The 20,100-nt window shown below is 55.9% G+C and carries 16 protein-coding genes and 1 tRNA gene; 8 read left to right on the plus strand and 9 right to left on the minus strand.

The genetic code is table 11. The annotated features are described in order from the left end of the window. Positions 1-113: 113 nt before the first annotated feature. Together ACR0NW_RS00575 and guaB are read right to left on the minus strand one after the other, a co-directional pair. A complete protein-coding gene (locus tag ACR0NW_RS00575; protein WP_480449477.1) occupies positions 114-1,283 on the minus strand; it encodes an RsmB/NOP family class I SAM-dependent RNA methyltransferase in 1,170 nt (389 codons plus the stop codon). A gap of 327 nt (positions 1,284-1,610) precedes the next feature. Next, positions 1,611-3,059, minus strand: coding sequence for an IMP dehydrogenase (gene guaB, locus ACR0NW_RS00580; RefSeq protein WP_480449476.1), 1,449 nt, complete (start codon positions 3,057-3,059; stop codon positions 1,611-1,613). Between the two features lie 216 nt (positions 3,060-3,275). Between guaB and ACR0NW_RS00585 the strand changes: the two genes are divergently transcribed. Together ACR0NW_RS00585 and ACR0NW_RS00590 are read left to right on the plus strand one after the other, a co-directional pair. After that, positions 3,276-5,318, plus strand: coding sequence for an ASKHA domain-containing protein (locus tag ACR0NW_RS00585; RefSeq protein WP_480449475.1), 2,043 nt, complete (start codon positions 3,276-3,278; stop codon positions 5,316-5,318). Positions 5,319-5,342: 24 nt separating this feature from the next. Continuing rightward, positions 5,343-6,200, plus strand: coding sequence for a class I SAM-dependent methyltransferase (locus tag ACR0NW_RS00590; RefSeq protein ID WP_480449473.1), 858 nt, complete (start codon positions 5,343-5,345; stop codon positions 6,198-6,200). Positions 6,201-6,217: 17 nt separating this feature from the next. Here ACR0NW_RS00590 and ACR0NW_RS00595 read toward each other — a convergent pair. The 5 genes from ACR0NW_RS00595 to ACR0NW_RS00615 form a co-directional block, all read right to left on the minus strand. Further along, positions 6,218-6,291 (minus strand) — tRNA-Gly (locus ACR0NW_RS00595). A 65-nt stretch (positions 6,292-6,356) separates the two neighbouring features. After that, positions 6,357-7,184 (minus strand): polyphosphate kinase, encoded by an 828-nt coding sequence (locus tag ACR0NW_RS00600; RefSeq protein WP_170655653.1) that lies wholly within the window; start codon positions 7,182-7,184, stop codon positions 6,357-6,359. A 130-nt stretch (positions 7,185-7,314) separates the two neighbouring features. Further along, a complete protein-coding gene (locus tag ACR0NW_RS00605; RefSeq protein ID WP_170655655.1) occupies positions 7,315-8,379 on the minus strand; it encodes a methyltetrahydrofolate cobalamin methyltransferase in 1,065 nt (354 codons plus the stop codon). 9 nt (positions 8,380-8,388) lie between these two features. Further along, positions 8,389-9,315, minus strand: coding sequence for a methylenetetrahydrofolate reductase (locus tag ACR0NW_RS00610; protein WP_480449472.1), 927 nt, complete (start codon positions 9,313-9,315; stop codon positions 8,389-8,391). Positions 9,316-9,340: 25 nt separating this feature from the next. Next, the gene (locus ACR0NW_RS00615) at positions 9,341-9,637 is read right to left on the minus strand and encodes a virulence factor (protein ID WP_170655659.1); all 297 of its coding nucleotides are present in this window, start codon (positions 9,635-9,637) and stop codon (positions 9,341-9,343) included. A gap of 237 nt (positions 9,638-9,874) precedes the next feature. Here ACR0NW_RS00615 and ACR0NW_RS00620 point away from each other — a divergent pair, with 237 nt between their 5' ends. Next, positions 9,875-10,987, plus strand: coding sequence for a Ppx/GppA phosphatase family protein (locus tag ACR0NW_RS00620; RefSeq protein ID WP_170655661.1), 1,113 nt, complete (start codon positions 9,875-9,877; stop codon positions 10,985-10,987). Further along, on the plus strand, positions 10,987-11,703 hold the full coding sequence (locus ACR0NW_RS00625) for an RlmE family RNA methyltransferase (protein ID WP_480449471.1): 717 nt from the start codon (positions 10,987-10,989) through the stop codon (positions 11,701-11,703). Before ACR0NW_RS00620 ends, ACR0NW_RS00625 begins: the two co-directional genes overlap by 1 nt. A gap of 297 nt (positions 11,704-12,000) precedes the next feature. Here the strand turns inward: ACR0NW_RS00625 and ACR0NW_RS00630 are convergent, their stop codons facing one another. Together ACR0NW_RS00630 and ACR0NW_RS00635 are read right to left on the minus strand one after the other, a co-directional pair. Beyond that, a complete protein-coding gene (locus ACR0NW_RS00630) occupies positions 12,001-13,914 on the minus strand; it encodes a multiheme c-type cytochrome (RefSeq protein WP_480449470.1) in 1,914 nt (637 codons plus the stop codon). 34 nt (positions 13,915-13,948) lie between these two features. Next, positions 13,949-14,818 (minus strand): YihY/virulence factor BrkB family protein, encoded by an 870-nt coding sequence (locus tag ACR0NW_RS00635; protein ID WP_480449469.1) that lies wholly within the window; start codon positions 14,816-14,818, stop codon positions 13,949-13,951. 183 nt (positions 14,819-15,001) lie between these two features. Between ACR0NW_RS00635 and ACR0NW_RS00640 the strand changes: the two genes are divergently transcribed. The 4 genes from ACR0NW_RS00640 to ACR0NW_RS00655 all read left to right on the plus strand — a co-directional run bounded on the left by ACR0NW_RS00640 (position 15,002) and on the right by ACR0NW_RS00655 (position 20,081). Beyond that, positions 15,002-16,078: an AI-2E family transporter gene (locus ACR0NW_RS00640; RefSeq protein ID WP_170655670.1), complete on the plus strand. Its 1,077-nt coding sequence runs from the start codon at positions 15,002-15,004 to the stop codon at positions 16,076-16,078. Positions 16,079-16,081: 3 nt separating this feature from the next. Next, positions 16,082-17,188: an acetoin utilization protein AcuC gene (locus tag ACR0NW_RS00645; protein ID WP_480449467.1), complete on the plus strand. Its 1,107-nt coding sequence runs from the start codon at positions 16,082-16,084 to the stop codon at positions 17,186-17,188. Positions 17,189-17,523: 335 nt separating this feature from the next. Further along, positions 17,524-19,032, plus strand: a complete 1,509-nt coding sequence (locus ACR0NW_RS00650) for an arylsulfatase (protein WP_480449617.1) — start codon at positions 17,524-17,526, stop codon at positions 19,030-19,032. A gap of 74 nt (positions 19,033-19,106) precedes the next feature. After that, on the plus strand, positions 19,107-20,081 hold the full coding sequence (locus tag ACR0NW_RS00655; RefSeq protein WP_480449466.1) for an HAD family hydrolase: 975 nt from the start codon (positions 19,107-19,109) through the stop codon (positions 20,079-20,081). Positions 20,082-20,100 lie beyond the last annotated feature (19 nt).

Raw genomic sequence — 20,100 nt, forward strand, 5'->3', positions numbered from 1 at the left:
CCCACTATTAACGCCTCAGGTCAGTTGCGCGCCACCCTAAGTTGTGTTCGAACACTACATTTCATGCTTTGCGAGCTAAAAAATCATCATCTCCCCGCATGGTCCAGCAGGAATTAATCTTTGCGAAGGACAGCGCAGTAGAACCCATCCCCGCCATCAAGCGGGGTAAATCGCCTTTCGCTCACAATGGAGAAATTGGAATTTAGCTTCACAAATTCATTGATCTGTTGGCCATTCTCACAATCCAGCAAGGAACAGGTCGCATAAATCAGATGCCCCAATGGCTTAACAAAGTGACTTGCCTGACTAAGAATTTCTTTCTGAGTGTTCAATGTCTGACGTAGCTTGTCCGGGGTCAGCAACCATTTTCCCTGCGGGTCCCGACGCCACGAGCCGGTACCCGAGCAAGGCACGTCAATGAGAACTGAATCGAACGATGGTTGTTTCTCTAACTCCGGCAACGAAACCAGAGACACGGCAACGCCTGCACGAGACGCGCGTTTTGGCAAATCTTTCAACCTGCCCGGATTTGCATCATGGGCATAGAATTCACCGGCCACGCGCCCTGCTACGGCCAAAACCTTACCGCCTCCGCCGGCACAAAAATCAAGTAGTGTCCCACCTGATTCAAGCGGCACCAAGTCGGCGACAGCCTGCGACGAGACATCCTGCAGTTCGATCTTTCCCTGCAAATAAGCCTGCGAATTCCTTACTTTCCTTGCCCCGTCCGTGACTTCGAGAGCCGAGGGAGACAGCACCTGTGGCTGTACCGTTATTCCCTCATTGGCAAGTTCAGCCGTTGCCCTCTCGCGGCTCAGTTTGGACAGATTGACCCGAAGGTGGACCGGCGCCCTGTTTCGCATCGCGTTGGCGACGGTTTGGGCCTTTTCTCCAAGTGAATCCTGAAGACAAGGCCAGAGCCACTCGGGGAAATCCGCGCTTTCGCCGCCATCCGGTCGCGGTGGGCGACCAGGTAAGCGTTCTGCCTCTGTCAATGAGGAAGGAGCATAAGGACCTGCACCAAAAATCGTTTCAGGGTCCTGTTCGGCTTCTCTGACGTAGCCAAGCAAAAGGGCCCTGCCGGTATCACCGCCTCCCCGCGAAGCGAGGCTGCGCTTGCGTCTGAGAACATCATAGACCAGATCTGCGATTGCGGCCCTATCCTTGGACCCGGCATACCGATTTTTGCGCCCCCAATCAGCCAGCGCACGATCTGCAAGTTCTCCGTTTAAAATGCGATCCATCAGGCCAATCGCGGCGCTTATGCGTGCTGCCGGGGTCATCGTGACTCAATATCCAATGTCAAACGTCCATCTTCATGTTGATACCACCCGTGCAAAGGATTCCACGGCTCGCACTTGGGGATACTTAAATCCCGGGTTCCAGCCCGGAATATCATACATACCGAAACGGCCACTTAGGCAGGAAGGAAGCACACCTCAAAAAAGGTAAGCGACTCTTTCTAACCGCATACAGAGCGCAAGCAAGTTTAAGCTAAACAGCGAGCTGGCTTATTTGCTTCGGTTTGCATCAGTGAAACTGAGAATTTCGTGGCACGAAGAAACGTCTCACTGATGCAATCTTGTTAAGTATCAAGCATAAGCTATTGTTTATGCAAGCCTATAGTTCGGGCTCTCCCTTGTGATCTGAACGTCATGCACGTGGCTTTCCTTTAATCCAGCCCCGGTGATTTTCACGAACTGGCAGTTTCTGCGCATTTCTTCGACGGTGGCGCAGCCGGTGTAGCCCATCGCTGCGCGCAGTCCGCCCACGAGTTGATGGATCACAGCGCTTGCCGATCCCTTGTAAGGCACCTGGCCTTCAATCCCTTCGGGAACCAGTTTGTCGCTTGCTGCGTCCTTCTGGAAATAGCGGTCGGCCGAACCGCGCGCCATGGCGCCCAGGCTTCCCATACCGCGATACGATTTAAAGGATCGCCCCTGATAAAGAATTACCTCACCCGGAGATTCGTCCGTGCCTGCAATCATGGACCCCACCATTGCACAGGATGCCCCGGCAGCAATTGCCTTGGCGAAATCGCCCGAAAACTTGATCCCGCCATCTGCAATCACGGGCACGTCTCCGGCGGCAGATGCGCAATCCAGTACTGCAGTCAGCTGTGGAACACCAACACCCGCGACCATGCGTGTTGTACAGATCGATCCGGGGCCGATGCCAACCTTTATTGCGTCCGCGCCTGCATCGATCAGGGCCTTGGTCGCCTCAGACGTGGCGACATTGCCCGCAATGATCTGAACTTCGTTCGACAAGGTCTTGGCCCGCTTCACAGCGTCCAGAACACCCTGTGAATGCCCGTGCGCGGTATCGACCACAATGATGTCCACGCCAGAGTCAACCAGTTGCTCGGACCGCTCAAATCCCGAGTCGCCAACCGAAGTCGCAGCAGCCACACGCAACCGACCCAGGCTATCCTTGCAGGCTGTGGGGTTCAGAACGGCCTGTTCCGTGTCTTTTAGGGTCAGCAATCCGGTCAGTTTGCCCCCGCCATCGACGACCAGAAGTTTTTCGATCCGGCGTGCCTTCATCAGGCTTTTCGCTTCTTCAAGGTCCGCAGGCTCTTGCAGCATCGCCAGATTGTCGGATGTCATCATCACCCGGATCGGAGTGTCATCGGACGTTGCAAATCGCATGTCCCGGTTAGTCACGATGCCGACAACGCGTCCGGCATCATCCACGACGGGGAAACCAGTGAAGTTATAGCGCTGCACCAAAGCCTTGGCGTCCGCCAAAGTCTGATCAGCGCGCAGTGTCACGGGATTATAAACGATACCCGATTCGAAACGCTTGACCCGCCGGACCTCTCGGGCCTGTTCCTCGACGGACAGGTTCTTGTGAATGACGCCAATTCCACCAGCCTGCGCCATTGCGATAGCCATGCGAGCCTCGGTCACGGTATCCATGGCCGAACTCAGAAGCGGAATATTCATGGTGATCTCGCGCGTCACGCGCGTGGACGTATTCGCCATAGATGGCAGGACGGACGAACTGCCCGGAACCAATAATACGTCGTCAAAGGTAAGTGCCTCACGAATCTGCATCTGCTAACCCCATGCAAAAGCCCGTTTGGCGGTGACCCTATTACATGGATTTCACCCAAGGGAAAGCCCCCCGTCGCAACTTGTCGCTTTGTCCATGCTGGCGTGGGTAATAAAACGACGCTACACGCACAAAACGTGCCGCTGAATGCCCTTTCTCTTTTCGCTCAAAGCCATATCCTGCGCGGAATACGCGCGAACACCAAAGGCAGGCCTCTCATGACCACCGATCCTCTTGTCGTCTTTACACCGTCCGGCAAACGCGGCCACTTCCCAGTGGGCACACCGATTCTAACAGCAGCTCGCCAGCTGGGCGTCGATCTGGATTCTGTCTGTGGTGGGCGTGGGATCTGTTCCAAGTGCCAGATCACACCATCCTACGGTGAGTTTCCGAAACATGGTGTGACTGTAAGTGATGGTGCACTGTCGGAATGGAACGCGGTCGAACAGCGATATGACGACAAGCGTGGCCTGAAGCCGGGCCGCCGCCTGGGGTGTCAGGCTGCCGTGCAGGGTGATGTGGTTATTGATGTCCCCCCGGAAAGCCAGGTCCACCGTCAGGTTGTCCGCAAAGCCGCCGCCGCGCGTGCCATCGTGATGGATCCGGCAACAAGGCTGTATTTCGTGGTGGTCGAAGAACCCGATATGCACTCGCCAACCGGAGATCTGGAGAGGTTGGAACGCGCCCTGCGCCAGCAATGGAATATCGAGGCAGTCACGGCAGATTTGTCGTTGATGAACAAGCTTCAACCAACCCTGCGAAAGGGCAAGTGGGAGGTCACTGTGGCCGTCCACAAAAGCCATAAGGATGACGTGGCCCGAATCGTGGAAATATGGCCCGGCCTGCACGAAAGCGGCCTTTTTGGACTGGCCATCGACCTCGGCTCGACCACTATCGCGGCGCATCTCACCGATCTGGAAACCGGCGAGGTCAAGGCGTCATCCGGCCTGATGAACCCGCAAATCCGCTTTGGCGAGGATTTGATGAGCCGCGTGTCATACGCAATGATGAATCCCGGCGGAGATCAGGAAATGACCCGCGCCGTCCGCGAGGCGATCAACGATCTGACAACGTCCATCGCGGAAGAGGCCGGGATCGATGCAAGCCTGATCGTCGAAACGGTATTCGTCTGCAACCCGGTGATGCACCACCTGCTACTGGGTCTTGACCCGGTGGAACTCGGTCAAGCGCCGTTTGCTCTGGCAACGTCAGAGAGTATGTCCCTGCCCGCCCGAGACATGGAATTGACCGCGATGAACCCGCGTGCGCAGGTATACATCCTGCCCTGCATCGCGGGCCATGTGGGCGCCGACTGCGCTGCGGTCGCCCTGTCGGAAGAGCCCGGAAAATCCGAGGATCTAGTCTTGATCGTCGACGTCGGGACCAACGCCGAAATTCTGCTTGGAAATACGAACCGAGTTCTGGCCTGCTCGTCCCCGACTGGTCCGGCATTTGAAGGGGCTCAGATCAGCTCAGGCCAGCGTGCCGCCCCCGGCGCGATTGAGCGGATCGAAATTGATCCTGTGACCAAGGAACCCCGGTTCCGCGTCATAGGCTCGGACAAATGGTCGAATGACGAAGGTTTCGACGCCGATATCGCAACCACCGGAATCACCGGCATCTGCGGTTCGGGCATTATCGAGGCCGTTGCTGAAATGCGAATGGCCGGCTTGCTTGATGAAAGCGGATTGATCGGTTCAGCCGAACAAACGGGCACTGCGCGTTGCATACCCGAGGGGCGGACACACTCTTATCTCATTCATGACGCCAGCGCTGAAGGCGGACCGCGGGTGACGGTAACTCAGGGTGATATTCGGGCCATCCAGCTTGCGAAATCCGCCCTCTACGCGGGTGCCCGCCTGCTGATGGATGAAATGAACGTCGACAAAGTCGACCGCGTGGTTTTGGCAGGTGCCTTCGGCGCCCATATCTCGACCAAACACGCAATGGTGTTGGGCATGATCCCGGATGCTCCGCTGGACAAAGTCATGAGCGCAGGCAACGCAGCCGGCACAGGCGCGCGGATCGCTTTGTGCAATATTTCGTCGCGGGCCGAAATCGAACGTGTCGTTCGCGAAATCACCAAGGTGGAAACCGCGATCGAGCCAAAGTTTCAGGATCATTTTGTTGCGGCCAACGCAATTCCGCATAAAACGGACCCGTTCCCGGAATTGTCCAGCGTTGTCACCCTGCCCGCGCCTTCCTTCAATACTGGCGGAGACGAGGAAAAGACAGGTCGCCGCCGCAGACGGAAGGCATAGTTCCATTAATCGAAAGAGGTGCCCGTGGATTTCGCAAACAAAGAGCAGGCCGAGTACTGGGGAAATTCTGCGTCGGGCACAAGCTGGCTGACATACGAAGATCAGCTTGATCACCTGATGCAGCCAGTTCTCGACCTTGTTCTGAGTCGGTCGGGCTTGACCCAGGGCATGCGTGTGCTGGACATCGGTTGTGGAACCGGTGCCAGCACGATTGCTGCTGCGCACCGTGTTGGCCCGGATGGCCACGCCTTGGGTATCGACATCTCAAGCGGCTTTTTGGAACGTGCACGAAATCGGGCTCGGGCCAAAGGATTGAAAAATCTAAGTTTCGAGGTCACCGATGCGCAAGTGGAACCGTTTCCAGCCAATGACAGAGACGCAGCCATTTCACGTTTTGGCGTCATGTTCTTTGAAGACACGGTTGCCGCCTTTGCCAACATTGCGAAGGCACTAAAACCGCAGGCAAAAATAACCTTCGCCGCGTGGGCACCTCTGGCTGACAATCTATGGTTCAAAACGCCTTTTGTCGCCGCTGCAAGGCGACTTGGGAACCCACCCAAGGTTGACCCCAATGCCCCGGGTCCATTGGCGTTTCAGGACCTTGACCGTGTCGCGAACCTGTTGTCAGAGGCCGGATTGGTTCAAATTCATGCGGAAAAGGTTGGTCTTTCGCTGACACCAAAAGGGACTGTCCAAGATGCAGCCACGCTGTGTGCCCGCGTCGGCCCTGCCGCGCGGGTGATATCGCATTTTGAAGGGACCGAAGCGGATGCCGCGGCCGTTCAAGCCGAGGTCGCTAAGGAATTTGAACAGTTCAGAACGGAACAAGGCGTTCTTATTCCTGCGACGATTAACCTGTTTCAGGCCAGTCGGCCGGACTAAGGCACCATTGAAAAGTCTGGAGCGGGTAGCGGGAATCGAACCCGCGCGTTCAGCTTGGGAAGCTGACAGGCTACCATTACATCATACCCGCCGCGAGAGATTGGATAGCATCGCACCCTAGGCAGGTTCAAGCGAGTATCGATCCCGCACACACATTCACTCGGTACGGGATCGCAGGCTTTCTATCAGGTTCTTGTCCACGTCCAGAACCCTGCTGGCTTCATCCAGTGTTCGCATGTCCAATTGCTGTTCAGACAGATCCAGATCCTGCGAAAACACATTAACAATAGTTTCCATGGCCTTGATACGGGCGTACTTTTTGTTGTTGGCCGGTATTACGGTCCAGGGCGCGAAATCCGTAGAAGTGCGGGCCAGCATTTCATCCACAGCGATTTCGGTTTCGCTCCATTTTTCGCGATTTCGGAAATCCTCATATGTCAGCTTCCACCGTTTCATCGGGTTGCGCAGGCGTTCTGTAAAGCGGTCCATCTGCTCTTGAGGTGAAATATGGAAGAACAGCTTGACGATGCGCGTACCGTCATCGACCAGCATACGCTCAAATTCATTGATCTCACGATATGCGGCGCGCCAACGATGTTCTGGCGTAAACTTCTCCAGCCGCTCGACCAGCACGCGTCCGTACCAGCTTCGGTCGAATGCCGATATTGCCCCCTCAGGTGGAAGCCGCTCCCAGAACCGCAACAAATAGTGACGATTGAGATAGTAGTTGCGCGGAGCACCGATGGGCCAGACCTTGAAGCTTCGCGGGTCGAGTGCCTGACTGATACGGCGAATTGTACCGCCCTTGCCCGCAGCATCCCATCCCTCAAAGACAATGACGCCCTTGTTGCCATGAAACAGAAACGCCTGCTGAATGCGGGACAGTTTCGTCTGCAGCTTAGCCAGAGCGTCAAAATAGTCCTTTTTGCCCAAGCGCAAAGACAAGTCCGCGTCCGACAATCTGGGGGGACGATGCTGTTTCATTTGACCACCTTCTCAATGTCTCTCGCGCGACTTTAGTCTTCCGGGACATGCAGGCTTTGGCAACAGCTCTTCGGACAGAAAAAAGGCCGGGCAACGTGCCCGGCCTTTGCAATTGTTTGTGAAACCTGGATCAGGCGCGACGGCGACGACCGCCACCGCGACGACCACGGGCGCCTTCACCTTCGGCACCTGCGGCCTCGGGAGCCTTGTTGAACTTGATCCACGCCCCGCCATGCGGGTCGTTGTTGGTCAGAAGGTTGGCGGCACGAATGGCCTCCATCTCTTTACCAGCGCGTGGCAAAGTCGAACCGATGTTGAACAGCTGACAGAAGGTTTCGTCGTCCATGTCAGCGGGCAGAACAATGCCTTTGGCTTCGACTTCGGCTTTCTTCTCGGCCAGTTTCTTGGGGCCGACCGGCAGCGCGACCGGGTTCATGATCGCCGAGGTCATGCCAGCAGCCATTGCCATCGGCAGGAACGCATTGTTGATGCCGTGACGGTTAGGCAGACCAAACGAGATGTTGGACGCACCGCATGTCGTGTTCACGCCCAGTTCCTCGCGTAGGCGGCGGACCAGAGCAAACACCTGCTGACCGGCAGTTGCCATCGCACCGATCGGCATAACCAGCGGGTCAACCACGATGTCATGCGCAGGAATGCCGAAGTCGGCAGCGCGCTCAACGATCTTCTTTGCCACTTCGAAACGCACATCCGGGTCTTCTGAGATACCAGTGTCGTCGTTCGAAATTGCAACAACCGGAACGTTGTACTTTTTGACCAGCGGCAGAACCAGTTCCAAGCGCTCTTCTTCGCCGGTAACCGAGTTCAGCAGCGGACGGCCCTCGGCCGCTTCAAGACCGGCCTCCAACGCGCCCGGTACAGACGAGTCGATGCACAGCGGTACGTCGACCAGTCCCTGAACCAGCTCGACGATCTTGGTCATCAGCGGCGGTTCGGTCTCGTTCGGGTTGGGGTTCGAGTTGTAAACGACGCCTGCGTTGATATCCAGAACGGTCGCCCCTGCCGCAACCTGAGCCAGCGCGTCTTTCTCGACGGTCGAGAAATCGCCCGCCTCAAGTTCCGCAGCCAACTTCTTACGGCCAGTCGGGTTGATCCGCTCTCCGATCACGCAGAACGGTTCGTCAAAGCCCAGGACGGCAGTTTTTGTTTTTGATTCTACGACTGTACGGGTCATGTCCGATCCTTAGGAGTTTACGGGCGCTGCAGAAGCACCGCCGTTATTGATCGCCCAGTTGGCATTGGTCTTGATGCCACCAAGCGGGAAGAAGTGCACGTTGGTGATGTTGAAATCCGGGTTGGCCGCTTTGTGCTCGGCCAGTTCGGTGATCACATCATTGGGCTCATAGGGCAGCAGCAGCTTGGATACGTCCATCGCGCGCTTCTGCAATACCTTGAGCGACGGCCCAACACCACAGGCAATGGCAAATTTGATCAGAGTCTGCAGTTTGGCCGGACCGGCGATACCGATATGAACCGGCAGATCGATACCAGCAGCTTTCAGGTTGTCAGCCCATTCGATGATCGGCTTGGCATCAAATGCGAACTGTGTGGCCAGCGCCATCTCCGCATCCGTTGTTTCGCTGAACTTCTGCTTCCAGCGCAGCGCGTCATCGACATTCTTGGTCGAACCGTCCGGGTCGATGTCCTTGTTGCCTTCGGGGTGACCGGCGACGTGCAGACGCTTGAATCCTGCCTTGTCAAACAGGCCGGTTTCCAGCAGCTGCATCGAGCTGTCAAAGTCACCATGCGGTTTTGCAACACCACCGGCCAGCAGCAGTGCCTGATCGATACCGGCTTCACCCTGATACATCGAGATCCAGTTCTCCAGCGTCGCCGCATCCTTGATGATGCGCGCTGGGAAGTGTGGCATGACCGGATACCCTTCGGCCGCGATCCGCTTGGCGGTCTTGACCATGTCCTCGATCGGGGTGCCCTCGATATGAGCGATGTAGACGCGGGTGCCCTCGGGCAGCAGCGCGCGGAAATCCTCGACCTTTTCGGCGGTGCGCGGCATCACCTCGATCGAATAGCCTTTCAGAAAGGCTTCGACGGTCGGGTTCACCGGGGCCTTTTCGGCCACATCACGTTTCTTGAAGTTCAGCAAAGCCATTGCGGCCTCCCATTAATGTAAGGGCTCACGCCCAACCGTCATTGGCGATCAGGGATTTTACACGTTCCTGATCGTATTCCGTTTCCAGACGCAAGGCCTGCGCCTCGGCGATTTCTGCCGGATCACCTTCAACCTCGAAAGGTTCTGCCTTCCGCCATTCAGCCAGATAGGCATCGGCATCCTTTGCATTAACTTTCATCGCGGCTCGATCAATGGCTTGCTCGAACCGCTCCTCCAGCTGCCGTTTGGCACCTCGACGGCCTTTGCCGACGATGACCTGAGCAGGGATGTCGCGCCAATAAACAATTGTGACGTCGGGCATCGCTTTGATTCCTCCTAGCCTGATGGACAGTATCTAGACGGCTATGGTTGTTCGGGTCAGTCGATTTTCGACACACAACGCATTCTCAGCGACGTTTTTGCCCGCAATGATATCGAACTGTTTATCTGCCATCGTCAAAACACGGCACATCAAAATTCTCATGACTTTAATGAGCCGCTTGCGTGACCGGACACCCCGACATATGGTCAAGGTAACTCGAAATCGGAGGGCGTGAAGATGGCGCCCAGGCGTCCCAAAGGTGCGGGCGCGTTCCCAAAAGCGGTCGAAAGCCCCGTGCCAGCAAGACCCGATCCCGATGCGCTGTATGCCGCATTGGATCTGGGAACAAATAGTTGTCGCATGCTGATTGCCCAACCCAAGGGCAGCGGCTTTCATGTGGTGGACAGTTTTTCCAAATCCGTTCAGCTTGGCGCGGGCCTTGAGCGGACCGGACGACTGTCGCGGTCGTCCATGGCGCGCACCATTCAGGCACTTCGTATCTGTCAGCAAAAGCTGAAGCGGAACAAGGTTAAGCGGATGCGCCTTGTCGCGACCGAGGCTTGTCGACGGGCCAAGAATTCCCGCGACTTTATCCGGCAGGTCAGACGCGAAACCGGTTTGACGCTTGAGATCATCCAGCCCGAAGAAGAAGCCCGCCTTGCCGTCATTTCCTGCGCGCCTTTAGTGTCGACCAAGACTGAACAGCTGTTGGTTGTGGACATCGGCGGCGGCTCGACCGAACTGGTCTGGATCGATATTTCTTCGATCCCGCGCCGAGACCGGCCTGCGGCAATCATGCGGTTGCACAACGGGTTTCACACTGTCGAAAGCCCCTTCCCTTCTGCCAAGGTGGTCGACTGGATCAGCGTACCTTTGGGTGTGGCGACTTTGCGAGACCAGTTTCACGATGTCGAGGATGACTCGGCCCGGTTTGCCCTGATGAGCTGGTTCTTCGAAGAGAACCTTGCCGACTTTGCGCCTTACAAGGACGAACAGGCCCGCGAAGGATTCCAGATTGTTGGAACCAGCGGCACCGTCACAACTGTTGCTGCATCGCATCTTGGGCTCAAGCGCTATGACCGGACTAAAGTCGATGGATTGCGCATGACCAGCGATCAGATTGACAAAGTCATACGTGGCTATCTAGAACTCGGCCCTCAGGGCCGCCGCCGTGACCCGCGCATCGGCGAGGACCGGCAGGCCCTTATCATGTCCGGCTCGGCCATTTTGCAGGCGCTTTTGCGGCTCTGGCCCACCGATCGCCTTTCCGTGGCGGACCGGGGGCTGCGCGAAGGTCTGCTCTATGCGCAGATGAGTGCGGACGGCGTATTGGAAGACGGACCATTCTGATGGCAAAGACACCTAGCGGAAAAAACACGTCGGGTCGCGGACAGCGCGACCTGAAGGTCAACGTTAAAACCGCGCGCGGACGCAAGCTGAGTTCTACTCGCTGGCTGCAGCGCCAGTTGAACGACCCGTACGTAAAGCGTGCACAGGCCGAAGGTTACCGCGGTCGCGCGGCATTCAAGATCATGGAATTGGACGACAAGTTCCGATTTCTGGTTCCCGGCGCACGGGTGGTCGATCTGGGTTGTGCACCGGGCGGATGGTGTCAGGTGGCCGTCAAGCGCGTGAATGCACTGGGCGAAAAGTCCGGAAAAAAAATCGGCACGATTCTGGGCATCGACCTGCAAGAGGTTGAACCGATTGCAGGCGCCGAAATTCATCAGCTTGATTTCATGGATGACGGCGCGGATGAGGCGGTCAAGGAATGGCTGGGGGGCAAGGCGGATGTGGTCATGTCCGATATGGCTGCGGCCTCGTCCGGGCACAAGCAGACCGACCATTTGCGTATCATGTCACTTTGTGAAACAGCGGCCTATTTCGCGTTTGACGTTCTGGAACAGGGCGGCACCTTTGTTGCCAAGGTCCTGGCCGGAGGGGCCGAAGGCGATCTGCAGAAACTGCTCAAACAAAAGTTTGAGAAGGTCGCGAATGTAAAGCCGCCCTCGTCCCGGTCGGACAGTTCCGAAAAATTCGTCGTAGCCACTGGGTTCCGCGGCTGAAGCCGTTATCGACGATCCGGTTTCAACTCGGGTAGACGTTGTACGCGAAACGACGCGACCGCCAACCCTTGCAACAGTAACGCATCCCCGTGACTGACATCGGTAGGTTTTCTGGATCGCAATTCTTCAATTCTCTGATTCCCCGCCTTTGAATTAGCGGGCAAAGCAAAACCTTGCGAACTCTTCTGAATCCTGGACATACAGCACCTCTAAGGCCGGTCAGACATCACTCCTAACCACTGTCTATCTCAGCAATTTGCGGGGAAAATGGCGCAAAACAGACCTGACCGTGCCGATTCAACGTCCAAGTTGCGCCGACAGGTCTTTCAGTGCGGGATCATTCGGCAGAATATTCATCGCTTCGCGCAGCACGTCGCGCGCCGCTTGCGGACCCCGGTTTATCTGGGCCAGTTGAACCAGCATGGGCCAGGCTTCGGCCCTCTGCGGGTCCAGACTCACGACCTCTCGAAAAGCGCGCTCGGCGGCTTCGGGATTGCGCAGGGTGAGTGCCATACCCCCCAGAACCAGATGCGTTTCCGGAAAGTCCAGACGGTTTGACAACGACCTCTGCCAATCGCGCATCCCCTGCCCTGCAAGGGCCCGTTGGCTCGGCGAAAGTGCCGCCGAGGGAATCGTCAGGAATTCCTTCGCCGCGGAAATACGCACGTTTCGCATTGGGTCCTGCAACAAAGACACCAGGCGTTCCACCCGCTCCGCAGGCGGAGCGTGACGTTGCAAAGGCGCGACGTTGGCCCGTATCAGCGGGTCCTCATCCTCCAACAACGGCGCAGTTTGTTCCGCGATGTCAGGCGAGCCATATGATTGCAAAAGGTACAAAGCCGTTGCGCGTACAATGCCAGGCAAATCCTCGTCATGCGCGATTGCCAAAAGATTGGGGGCGGACTTGGCCGGGTTTGCTATGGCCGTTGAAAAAACCGCCCCATAATGCCTGCCCCGGTGATTTGAGTCGGGAAACCAACCTTCAATCTGTTCAGCCGCCCAGTTCTGATCGCGGTCCTCATGGCAATCCGTACACGCGTCCGGTGAACCAGTTCGAAGACCAAGATCAGGCCGAGGCACGCGGAAACTGTGATCCCGACGGCCATCGACGCCCATGTAGACCCGTTCGATCATATGGCAGTTTTTGCACTGCGCACCTTCACTGTTTTCGGAATGATGATGATGTTCCACAGTGTCATAGGCCTTTTTGATCAGCGTCGGGAAACTGGGATTACCTGCCGGCGAATGGCATTGGGTGCATATCGCGTTCCCTTCGGCCCTGAGATCGGCCCCGTGCGGCTCATGGCAATCCATGCATCCAACTCCGCGCGCGTACATCTTGGATTGCAGGAACGAGCCATAAACATAAACTTCATCCAGAATCTGACCATCCGGATGATAAAGACCTGGCCGGAGCAGCGCGAGGTTATAGGCATCGTGAAAAGGGGTACCTGGCAGTGGATTGCCATCTTCCAATGCTTCCCGACGGGAATGGCATCCGGCGCATTGCTGAATTCCCGATTCCGTATCATCCCAATTCACTGAAAAACCAAATTGGTCGAGCGGATCATCCGGCGTCTTACCTGCCACCCAGTCTAAATGCGCCGAGGCCGGGCCATGGCAAGCCTCGCACCCCACCCCGATTTCAGATTGAGTAGACGCGTACCTGTCTGTTTGCGCACCAAAGTTCTTCTGAAAACCCGTTGCGTGGCACTCGGCGCAACGACTGTTCCAGTTCTTGTACGGTCCTGTCCAGTGCAAGCCGTCGTCTGGCGGTAAATCCTGATCCGGATACAGATGAAACCACTCTTGCTTCTCTGTGTCCCATACCACATCAAAGCTTTGCAGCCTGCCCGGTTCGGTTTCAAACAGGTATTGCTGCAGCGGCTCAACTCCGACAACCGAATGCACGCTGTATTCAGTTGTTTTTCCGTTTTTTTCCGTGACCTGCGCGGTATAGGAGTCGCGGTTCAACCGGAAGGTTGCCGTCATGCCATCGTGATGAAACTCTGTGCCGTCGAAGTCGGCCAGAACCGTGTCATCGCTGACTTCGGTCCAAGCCTTTGCATGATGAGAACCCGCCCACGCCTTAACTTCTTCTTCGTGGCATTCCACACATTGATCTGATCCGACATATTCAGGCGATTGCGCAGATACGCTGGTTGCGAGCAGAATAAACACTGCAATCGAAGAGATTATCCATGTCGTCATGCGCTGCTCTCTACACCTGTCTCCGGCTTGTACATCAGTTTTTTTCTGCCTCAGCTTTTCGGCTGGTCAGATCAATCAAAGCGCCATTGAACTCGGCTCCGAGGATCAGAATGGCAGCACACAGATACAGAAAGATCAAAGCGGCCATTGCACCGGCCAACCCTGCATACGTGGCGCTGTAGGTTGCGAATTTTCCAATGTAGACTGAAAATCCCCACCCGCCAGCTGCCAAAAGCGCCAGTGTCAACAAAACGCCGGGCAAAATCTGGCCAAGACTATGCCTGCGCGTTGGCAAAACGAGATGGGCCAGAACAACCGTTCCCGTTGGCACGGCAACGGTGAAGGTCCAGCGCAACCGGTCAACGGACAACCATTCTGACACGTTCACCGCCGTATTCTCGGATACAAGTTGAGTGTAGACCGGTAAAACCAGCTCAAAAGCAGCCAAAGCCAGGATTGCAGCCCCACCAAGGATCACCAGTACGATACAAAGCAGGCGCGATTTCCAGAACGGCCAGACATCCTCGTCATGGTAGGCGCGGGTAATTGCGGTGCGTACCGCATTCACTCCGTTCGACGCAAAGTAGATCGCAAGCAGGCCGCCAAGCGTGATAGCGCCCGACCCTGCACCGGCAAGGACGGCACGCAGTTCAGAAACGATGGGATCGGCCACATCCTTGGGCCATGCCCCAAAGATCAGTTCGATCAGTTCGTCCGTCACCAGATCCTGAGACAATGCCCCTGCCAGTGCCACTGTGAACAACACAAAAGGAAACAGCGCCAGCATCATCGACATGGCAACGTGACTGCTCATGACAAAGCCGTTCTTGTCATTGAAACGGCGCAACGCCAGCCACAATGCCTGAACTGGAAGTCCGAATTGGGGATTCGCCGGGCGTGTCATTCGCCCACCCTAGCCTGCATCAAGCGCCCGCAGAACCCATCAAAGCGCAATGGGTAACGATTTCGCCCGCTTAACCGCCTGATGCCATTGCATAAACCGAACCGCCTGTGCAGGATCGCTCAGACGTTCTATTGTCCAAGGCCCTATGGCCCGCCATTTTGATCGAACCGCAGGCAAAAAAACATGACACGACCCGCCAAATACACGTACAGCCTGCACCTAACCCTGGTCCGGGATATCACGATTGTGGCGACCCTGGTCATACTGGGCCTCTATGCAGGCGCCGGATTTCTAATACCCCTTACCATGGCCCTATTGATCAATGTGCTGATCATTGCACTGAGCGACCGGGTTGTTGCCCTGACACGAGCACCCGTTTGGCTGGCCAACGTTGCAGGTGTCACCGTTGTTTTGGCCGGTTTGTTCATGATCATGTACATTATGGGCAGTCAGGCCACGCAATTCGCGCGATCCATCAATACTTATGAAAGCCAATTCGACAACGCCGTAAACCGCATTACCGGGCTGGTCGGCAACGATGTGACAAAGTTCATCCGCGACAATCTGATCAGCCTCGACATGTCCTTTGTCGCCCGCCTGCTGCTGGGCAGCGCCACATCGCTACTGAACCAGTTTTTCCTGATCAGTCTTTATGTCGCCTTTCTGATGGCAGAACGATTGGCGTTTCGGAAAAAGATAAGGCTCGCCGCTGGCAGCCCGGAGTTGGGGGCCGAACTGGCCACGGTTCTGGATGCCATTTCGTTCAGCCTGCAGCGTTATGTCGGTGTCAAAACACTTATCAGCCTGATCACCGCCCTGATCAGCTATTCCGTTTTCCGCGCTTTGGGCCTTGAATATGCCGAGACATGGGCGGTTCTGACATTTGCGCTGAATTTCATACCATCGATCGGCTCGGTCATAGCGGTGGTCTTCCCGTCGCTGATCGCCCTAGTCCAATTCGAATCCATCGGACCGTTTCTGATCATCGTGCTGGGTTGCGGGACCATTCAGTTTCTGATCGGCAACTTCCTCGATCCTGCAATGCTGGGCCGGTCCCTCAACATGTCCACTTTTCTGGTCATTCTGGCGCTGACGTTCTGGACCACTGTCTGGGGACTGATCGGCGCATTCCTGAGTGTCCCCCTTACTGTTTGCATCCTGATCATCTTCAGCCACATCCCCGCCCTCAGACCCGTAGCCATAATGATGTCCCTCGATGGCCGTTTAGGGGAAGAGGCCGCAAGAACTGATACGGAGTGAGCAGTGCAGGCGCCGCTGTTCATAGGTTCGGAAATCTATCGGCATTCCACCTATGGTTCCAAACACCCTCTGGCGATTCCGCGTGTGTCCACGGTAATCGACCTTTGCCGGGCTATGGGCTGGCTGACGCAGGACAATTACCGTACAAGCCCGCGCGCAAAACCCAAAGCGCTAGAGGCATTTCACACACCCGAGTATATCTCGGCGCTGCTGCAAGCCGAAAAATCCCAAAAAGTTTCACCTGAAATACAGCGCCGGCACGGGTTGGGCACAATATCAAACCCGGTTTTCAAGGAAATGTATCGGCGTCCGGCCACCGCTGCGGGCGGTTCCATTCTTGGGGCTGAACTTTTGGCCAGAGGTGGTGTTGTCTTTAATCCGGCGGGCGGAACCCATCACGGTATGCCTGACCGGGCAAATGGCTTTTGCTATCTAAACGATCCGGTTCTGGCGATCAAAACCCTGTTGAATCAAGGCATTCAACGCGTCGTTTACATCGACATAGACGCCCATCACTGTGATGGGGTCGAAGCCGCCTATAATGGCTCGGAATGTGTACGCATGATTTCGGTCCATGAGGGCAAACGCTGGCCATTTTCGGGCGCATTGGAGGATCGTGCCGGTGGTTCGGCTTTTAACCTGCCCGTGCATCACAACCTGAACGACGACGAGTTCAGATTGATATTGGATCGGCTGATCCTGCCCGCAACGGACGCATTTTGCCCGGATGCCATCGTGCTCCAATGCGGGGCAGACGCTGTCTTCGAAGACCCTTTGTCGCGCCTCACACTCTCCAACACTTCTCATTGGCGAGCTGTCGCTGAATTACGCGCGCTTTCACCCAGAATGCTGGTACTGGGCGGGGGTGGGTACAATCCGTGGTCCGTTGCCCGGCTTTGGGCCGGTGTCTGGGCGACACTATGCCATCAAGAAATACCTGACGTACTGCCACTTCAGGCGCAGTCGGTTCTGAAAAATTTACAATGGACCCGAGCCGCCGGCCGCAACCCGCCCGACCACTGGCTTACGACACTGCGGGATGTGGTGAATAGTGGGGCAATCGATCGTGAGCTGGTGAGCAACATTGCTAAACTCGCTACTCGGATTTGACAGCGGAATAACAAAGGCCTTTCCTGTAAATTAATTTTTTGACGATTTCTCAAACATCCGTTTCTAATAATATTTTGATCTGTTAGTTTTCCGATCACGTACTGGATTATAACCGTTAACTTCCCACCGCAGACCCACCTAATCTAATTCGCGTAAAATCAATCTCTTACGAAGGCTGCTTTAATTCGACGTGCCTTCGGTTCTCAAAACAGACCATCCGGCGGCGGCTTGGTCGGCGCAATTACAAGGAGAGACTTATGCCAGAATCGTTTCCGTCATTGCCACGTTGGCGCTCGTATTTTCGAAGATTGGCGGCATTGTCCGTTACGGCAGTCATGGCACTGCCAGCTATTGCGCAGGAGCAAAAACCGAACATCCTCGTCATATGGGGTGATGATATCGGCCAATCCAACATATCGGCCTACACAATGGGCCTGATGGGTTATCATACGCCCAACATAGATCGCATAGCCAAAGACGGCATGATTTTCACCGACTATTACGGTGAACAGTCCTGCACAGCGGGGCGCTCCTCTTATATCATGGGGCAATCTGTATTCCGAACAGGCCTGTCCAAAGTTGGCCTCCCGGGCGCAGAGCTTGGAATGCAGGAAGAAGATCCCACCATTGCGGGTCTGCTTAAAGCCGAGGGATACGTTACCGGCCAGTTCGGTAAAAACCACCTCGGTGACAAAGATGAGCATTTGCCGACAAACCACGGTTTTGATGAGTTTTTCGGAAATCTGTACCACTTGAACGCCGAAGAAGAACCCGAGAACGAAGATTATCCGGGTGATGCCGTTCTGGCAGACGGTCGGACCTTTCGTGAAGCATACGGGCCTCGCGGGGTTATCAAATCTTCGGCGGATGGAAGCATCGAAGACACCGGACCCTTGACCAAAAAGCGTATGGAAACCGTTGACGACGAAACTGTTGTCGCCGCTATCGATTTTATCAAACGTTCCCACGAACAAGGTCAGCCATTCTATGTCTGGTGGAACGGAACCCGGATGCATTTTCGCACCCATGTGGCCGATGATCGGCGCCATCGGGGCAATGACGAGTACACAGACGGCATGATCGAGCACGACATGCATGTTGGCCAGTTGCTCGACCTGCTGGACGAGTTGGGTATCGCCGACAACACCATCGTTCACTATTCGACCGACAACGGACCTCATATGAACACGTGGCCGGATGCGGCGATGACTCCGTTTTGGGGTGAAAAGAATACCAACTGGGAAGGAGGATGGCGCGTTCCGTCCATGGTCCGCTGGCCCGGCGTGATCGAGCCCGGTTCGGTTTCGAACGAGATCATGCACCACATGGACTGGCTGCCCACCTATCTGGCCGCAGTTGGCCGCGACAACATCAAAGAGGAATTGAAACAGGGCGGCGTTCAAGCCATCGGGCGCGAATACAAGGTGCATCTGGATGGCTATAACTTCCTGCCCTATTTCAAGGGTGAGGTCGAAGAAGGCCCGCGCAAGGAAATCTTCTATTTTTCGGATGACGGCGACATGACCGCGCTGCGCTACGACGACTGGAAGCTGATTTTCCTTGAGCAAAAGGCGTGGGGCACATTGCGGGCGTGGATGGAACCGTGGACGGAACTACGCATTCCGCTGATGATCAACCTGCGCCGGGACCCATATGAACGGGCATATCGCACCTCCAACACCTACTATGACTGGCTGTTGGATCGGGCCTACTTCCTGGTTCCCGCACAGGCATATGTCGGCAACTTCCTTGCGACATTCCAGGAGTTTCCTCCTCGCCAGAAGGCCGCCAGCTTTAACCTGGAACAGGTGATGGACAAAATGCTGTCGCCGATAGGCGATTGATCCTGTTGATACAATCGACGAGGGCCGCAAAAGAACGTTGCGGCCCTCGCTGGCATTTGGACGGAGGCGTTTTGATGAAAATTGCAAGCATTTGTCTGGCAGCACTCTTTGCCGCATCCGCCGCAGCTGGCGATCCCCTGCCCTCGTGGAATGAGACTGAAACCAAATCCCGGATCATTGAATTCGTTGAAACTGTTACCGACGCTGACTCGCCGAATTATGTGACTCCGGCTGACCGCATCGCGGTTTTTGACAACGACGGGACATTGTGGGCCGAGAAGCCTGTGTATTTTCAGCTTATCTATGCCATGGATCAGGTTGCCCAACTGGCACAGGAAGATCCTTCAATCGTCACAAACCCCGCACTCGAAGCCGCCACCCAGGGCGATCTAGAGGCGATTGCGGCAGGTGGAATGGAGGCCCTGCTGGAGGTGGTCAACGCCTCTCATGCGGGTATGACCGTCGACGAGTTCCAGCAATCAGTTTCAGAATGGCTTCAGACCTCTCGTCACGGTGAAACAGATCTGGCCTACGATCAAATGACTTACCAGCCAATGGCCGAGTTGTTGCGATACCTGCGCGATGAAGGGTTCAAGACCTATATCGTCTCGGGCGGCGGCGTACATTTCATGCGTGTCTTTGCCGAAAGGGCGTATGGCATTCCACCCGAGCAGGTTCTCGGAACCTATGCCAACAGCACCTATTCACTAATCGACGGTGTGCCGACCATCAGCAAGACCGCGGGCATTGCATTTGTCGATGACAAGGAAGGAAAGCCGATCAATATTGAGCGCACCATAGGAAAGCGCCCCATATTGGCCGGTGGCAATTCAGATGGGGATTTTGCGATGCTGGAATGGACAACCGCCGGAGAAGGGCCTCGTCTGGGGCTTTTGGTGCACCATACCGATGAAGATCGTGAATGGGCCTATGATAGGGAAAGCGCCGTTGGACGCCTTGTTGACGGGCTGGATAAAGGCCCCGGGATGGGTTGGTTGATCATAGATATGGAGAAAGACTGGTCACGCATCTACACTGGCTCGAAGTAATCATTCAGGAAGCCGGGCC

The sequence above is a fragment of the Ruegeria sp. CF5 genome, from assembly GCF_056537325.1.

Coding starts and splice junctions, on each gene's coding strand:
- ACR0NW_RS00575 (WP_480449477.1), bottom strand. CDS start 1,283: ATGACCCCGGCAGCACGCATAAGCGCCGCGATTGGCCTGATGGATCGC.
- guaB (WP_480449476.1), bottom strand. CDS start 3,059: ATGCAGATTCGTGAGGCACTTACCTTTGACGACGTATTATTGGTTCCG.
- ACR0NW_RS00585 (WP_480449475.1), top strand. CDS start 3,276: ATGACCACCGATCCTCTTGTCGTCTTTACACCGTCCGGCAAACGCGGC.
- ACR0NW_RS00600 (WP_170655653.1), bottom strand. CDS start 7,184: ATGAAACAGCATCGTCCCCCCAGATTGTCGGACGCGGACTTGTCTTTG.
- ACR0NW_RS00605 (WP_170655655.1), bottom strand. CDS start 8,379: ATGACCCGTACAGTCGTAGAATCAAAAACAAAAACTGCCGTCCTGGGC.
- ACR0NW_RS00610 (WP_480449472.1), bottom strand. CDS start 9,315: ATGGCTTTGCTGAACTTCAAGAAACGTGATGTGGCCGAAAAGGCCCCG.
- ACR0NW_RS00615 (WP_170655659.1), bottom strand. CDS start 9,637: ATGCCCGACGTCACAATTGTTTATTGGCGCGACATCCCTGCTCAGGTC.
- ACR0NW_RS00620 (WP_170655661.1), top strand. CDS start 9,875: ATGGCGCCCAGGCGTCCCAAAGGTGCGGGCGCGTTCCCAAAAGCGGTC.
- ACR0NW_RS00625 (WP_480449471.1), top strand. CDS start 10,987: ATGGCAAAGACACCTAGCGGAAAAAACACGTCGGGTCGCGGACAGCGC.
- ACR0NW_RS00630 (WP_480449470.1), bottom strand. CDS start 13,914: ATGACGACATGGATAATCTCTTCGATTGCAGTGTTTATTCTGCTCGCA.
- ACR0NW_RS00635 (WP_480449469.1), bottom strand. CDS start 14,818: ATGACACGCCCGGCGAATCCCCAATTCGGACTTCCAGTTCAGGCATTG.
- ACR0NW_RS00640 (WP_170655670.1), top strand. CDS start 15,002: ATGACACGACCCGCCAAATACACGTACAGCCTGCACCTAACCCTGGTC.
- ACR0NW_RS00650 (WP_480449617.1), top strand. CDS start 17,524: ATGGCACTGCCAGCTATTGCGCAGGAGCAAAAACCGAACATCCTCGTC.
- ACR0NW_RS00655 (WP_480449466.1), top strand. CDS start 19,107: ATGAAAATTGCAAGCATTTGTCTGGCAGCACTCTTTGCCGCATCCGCC.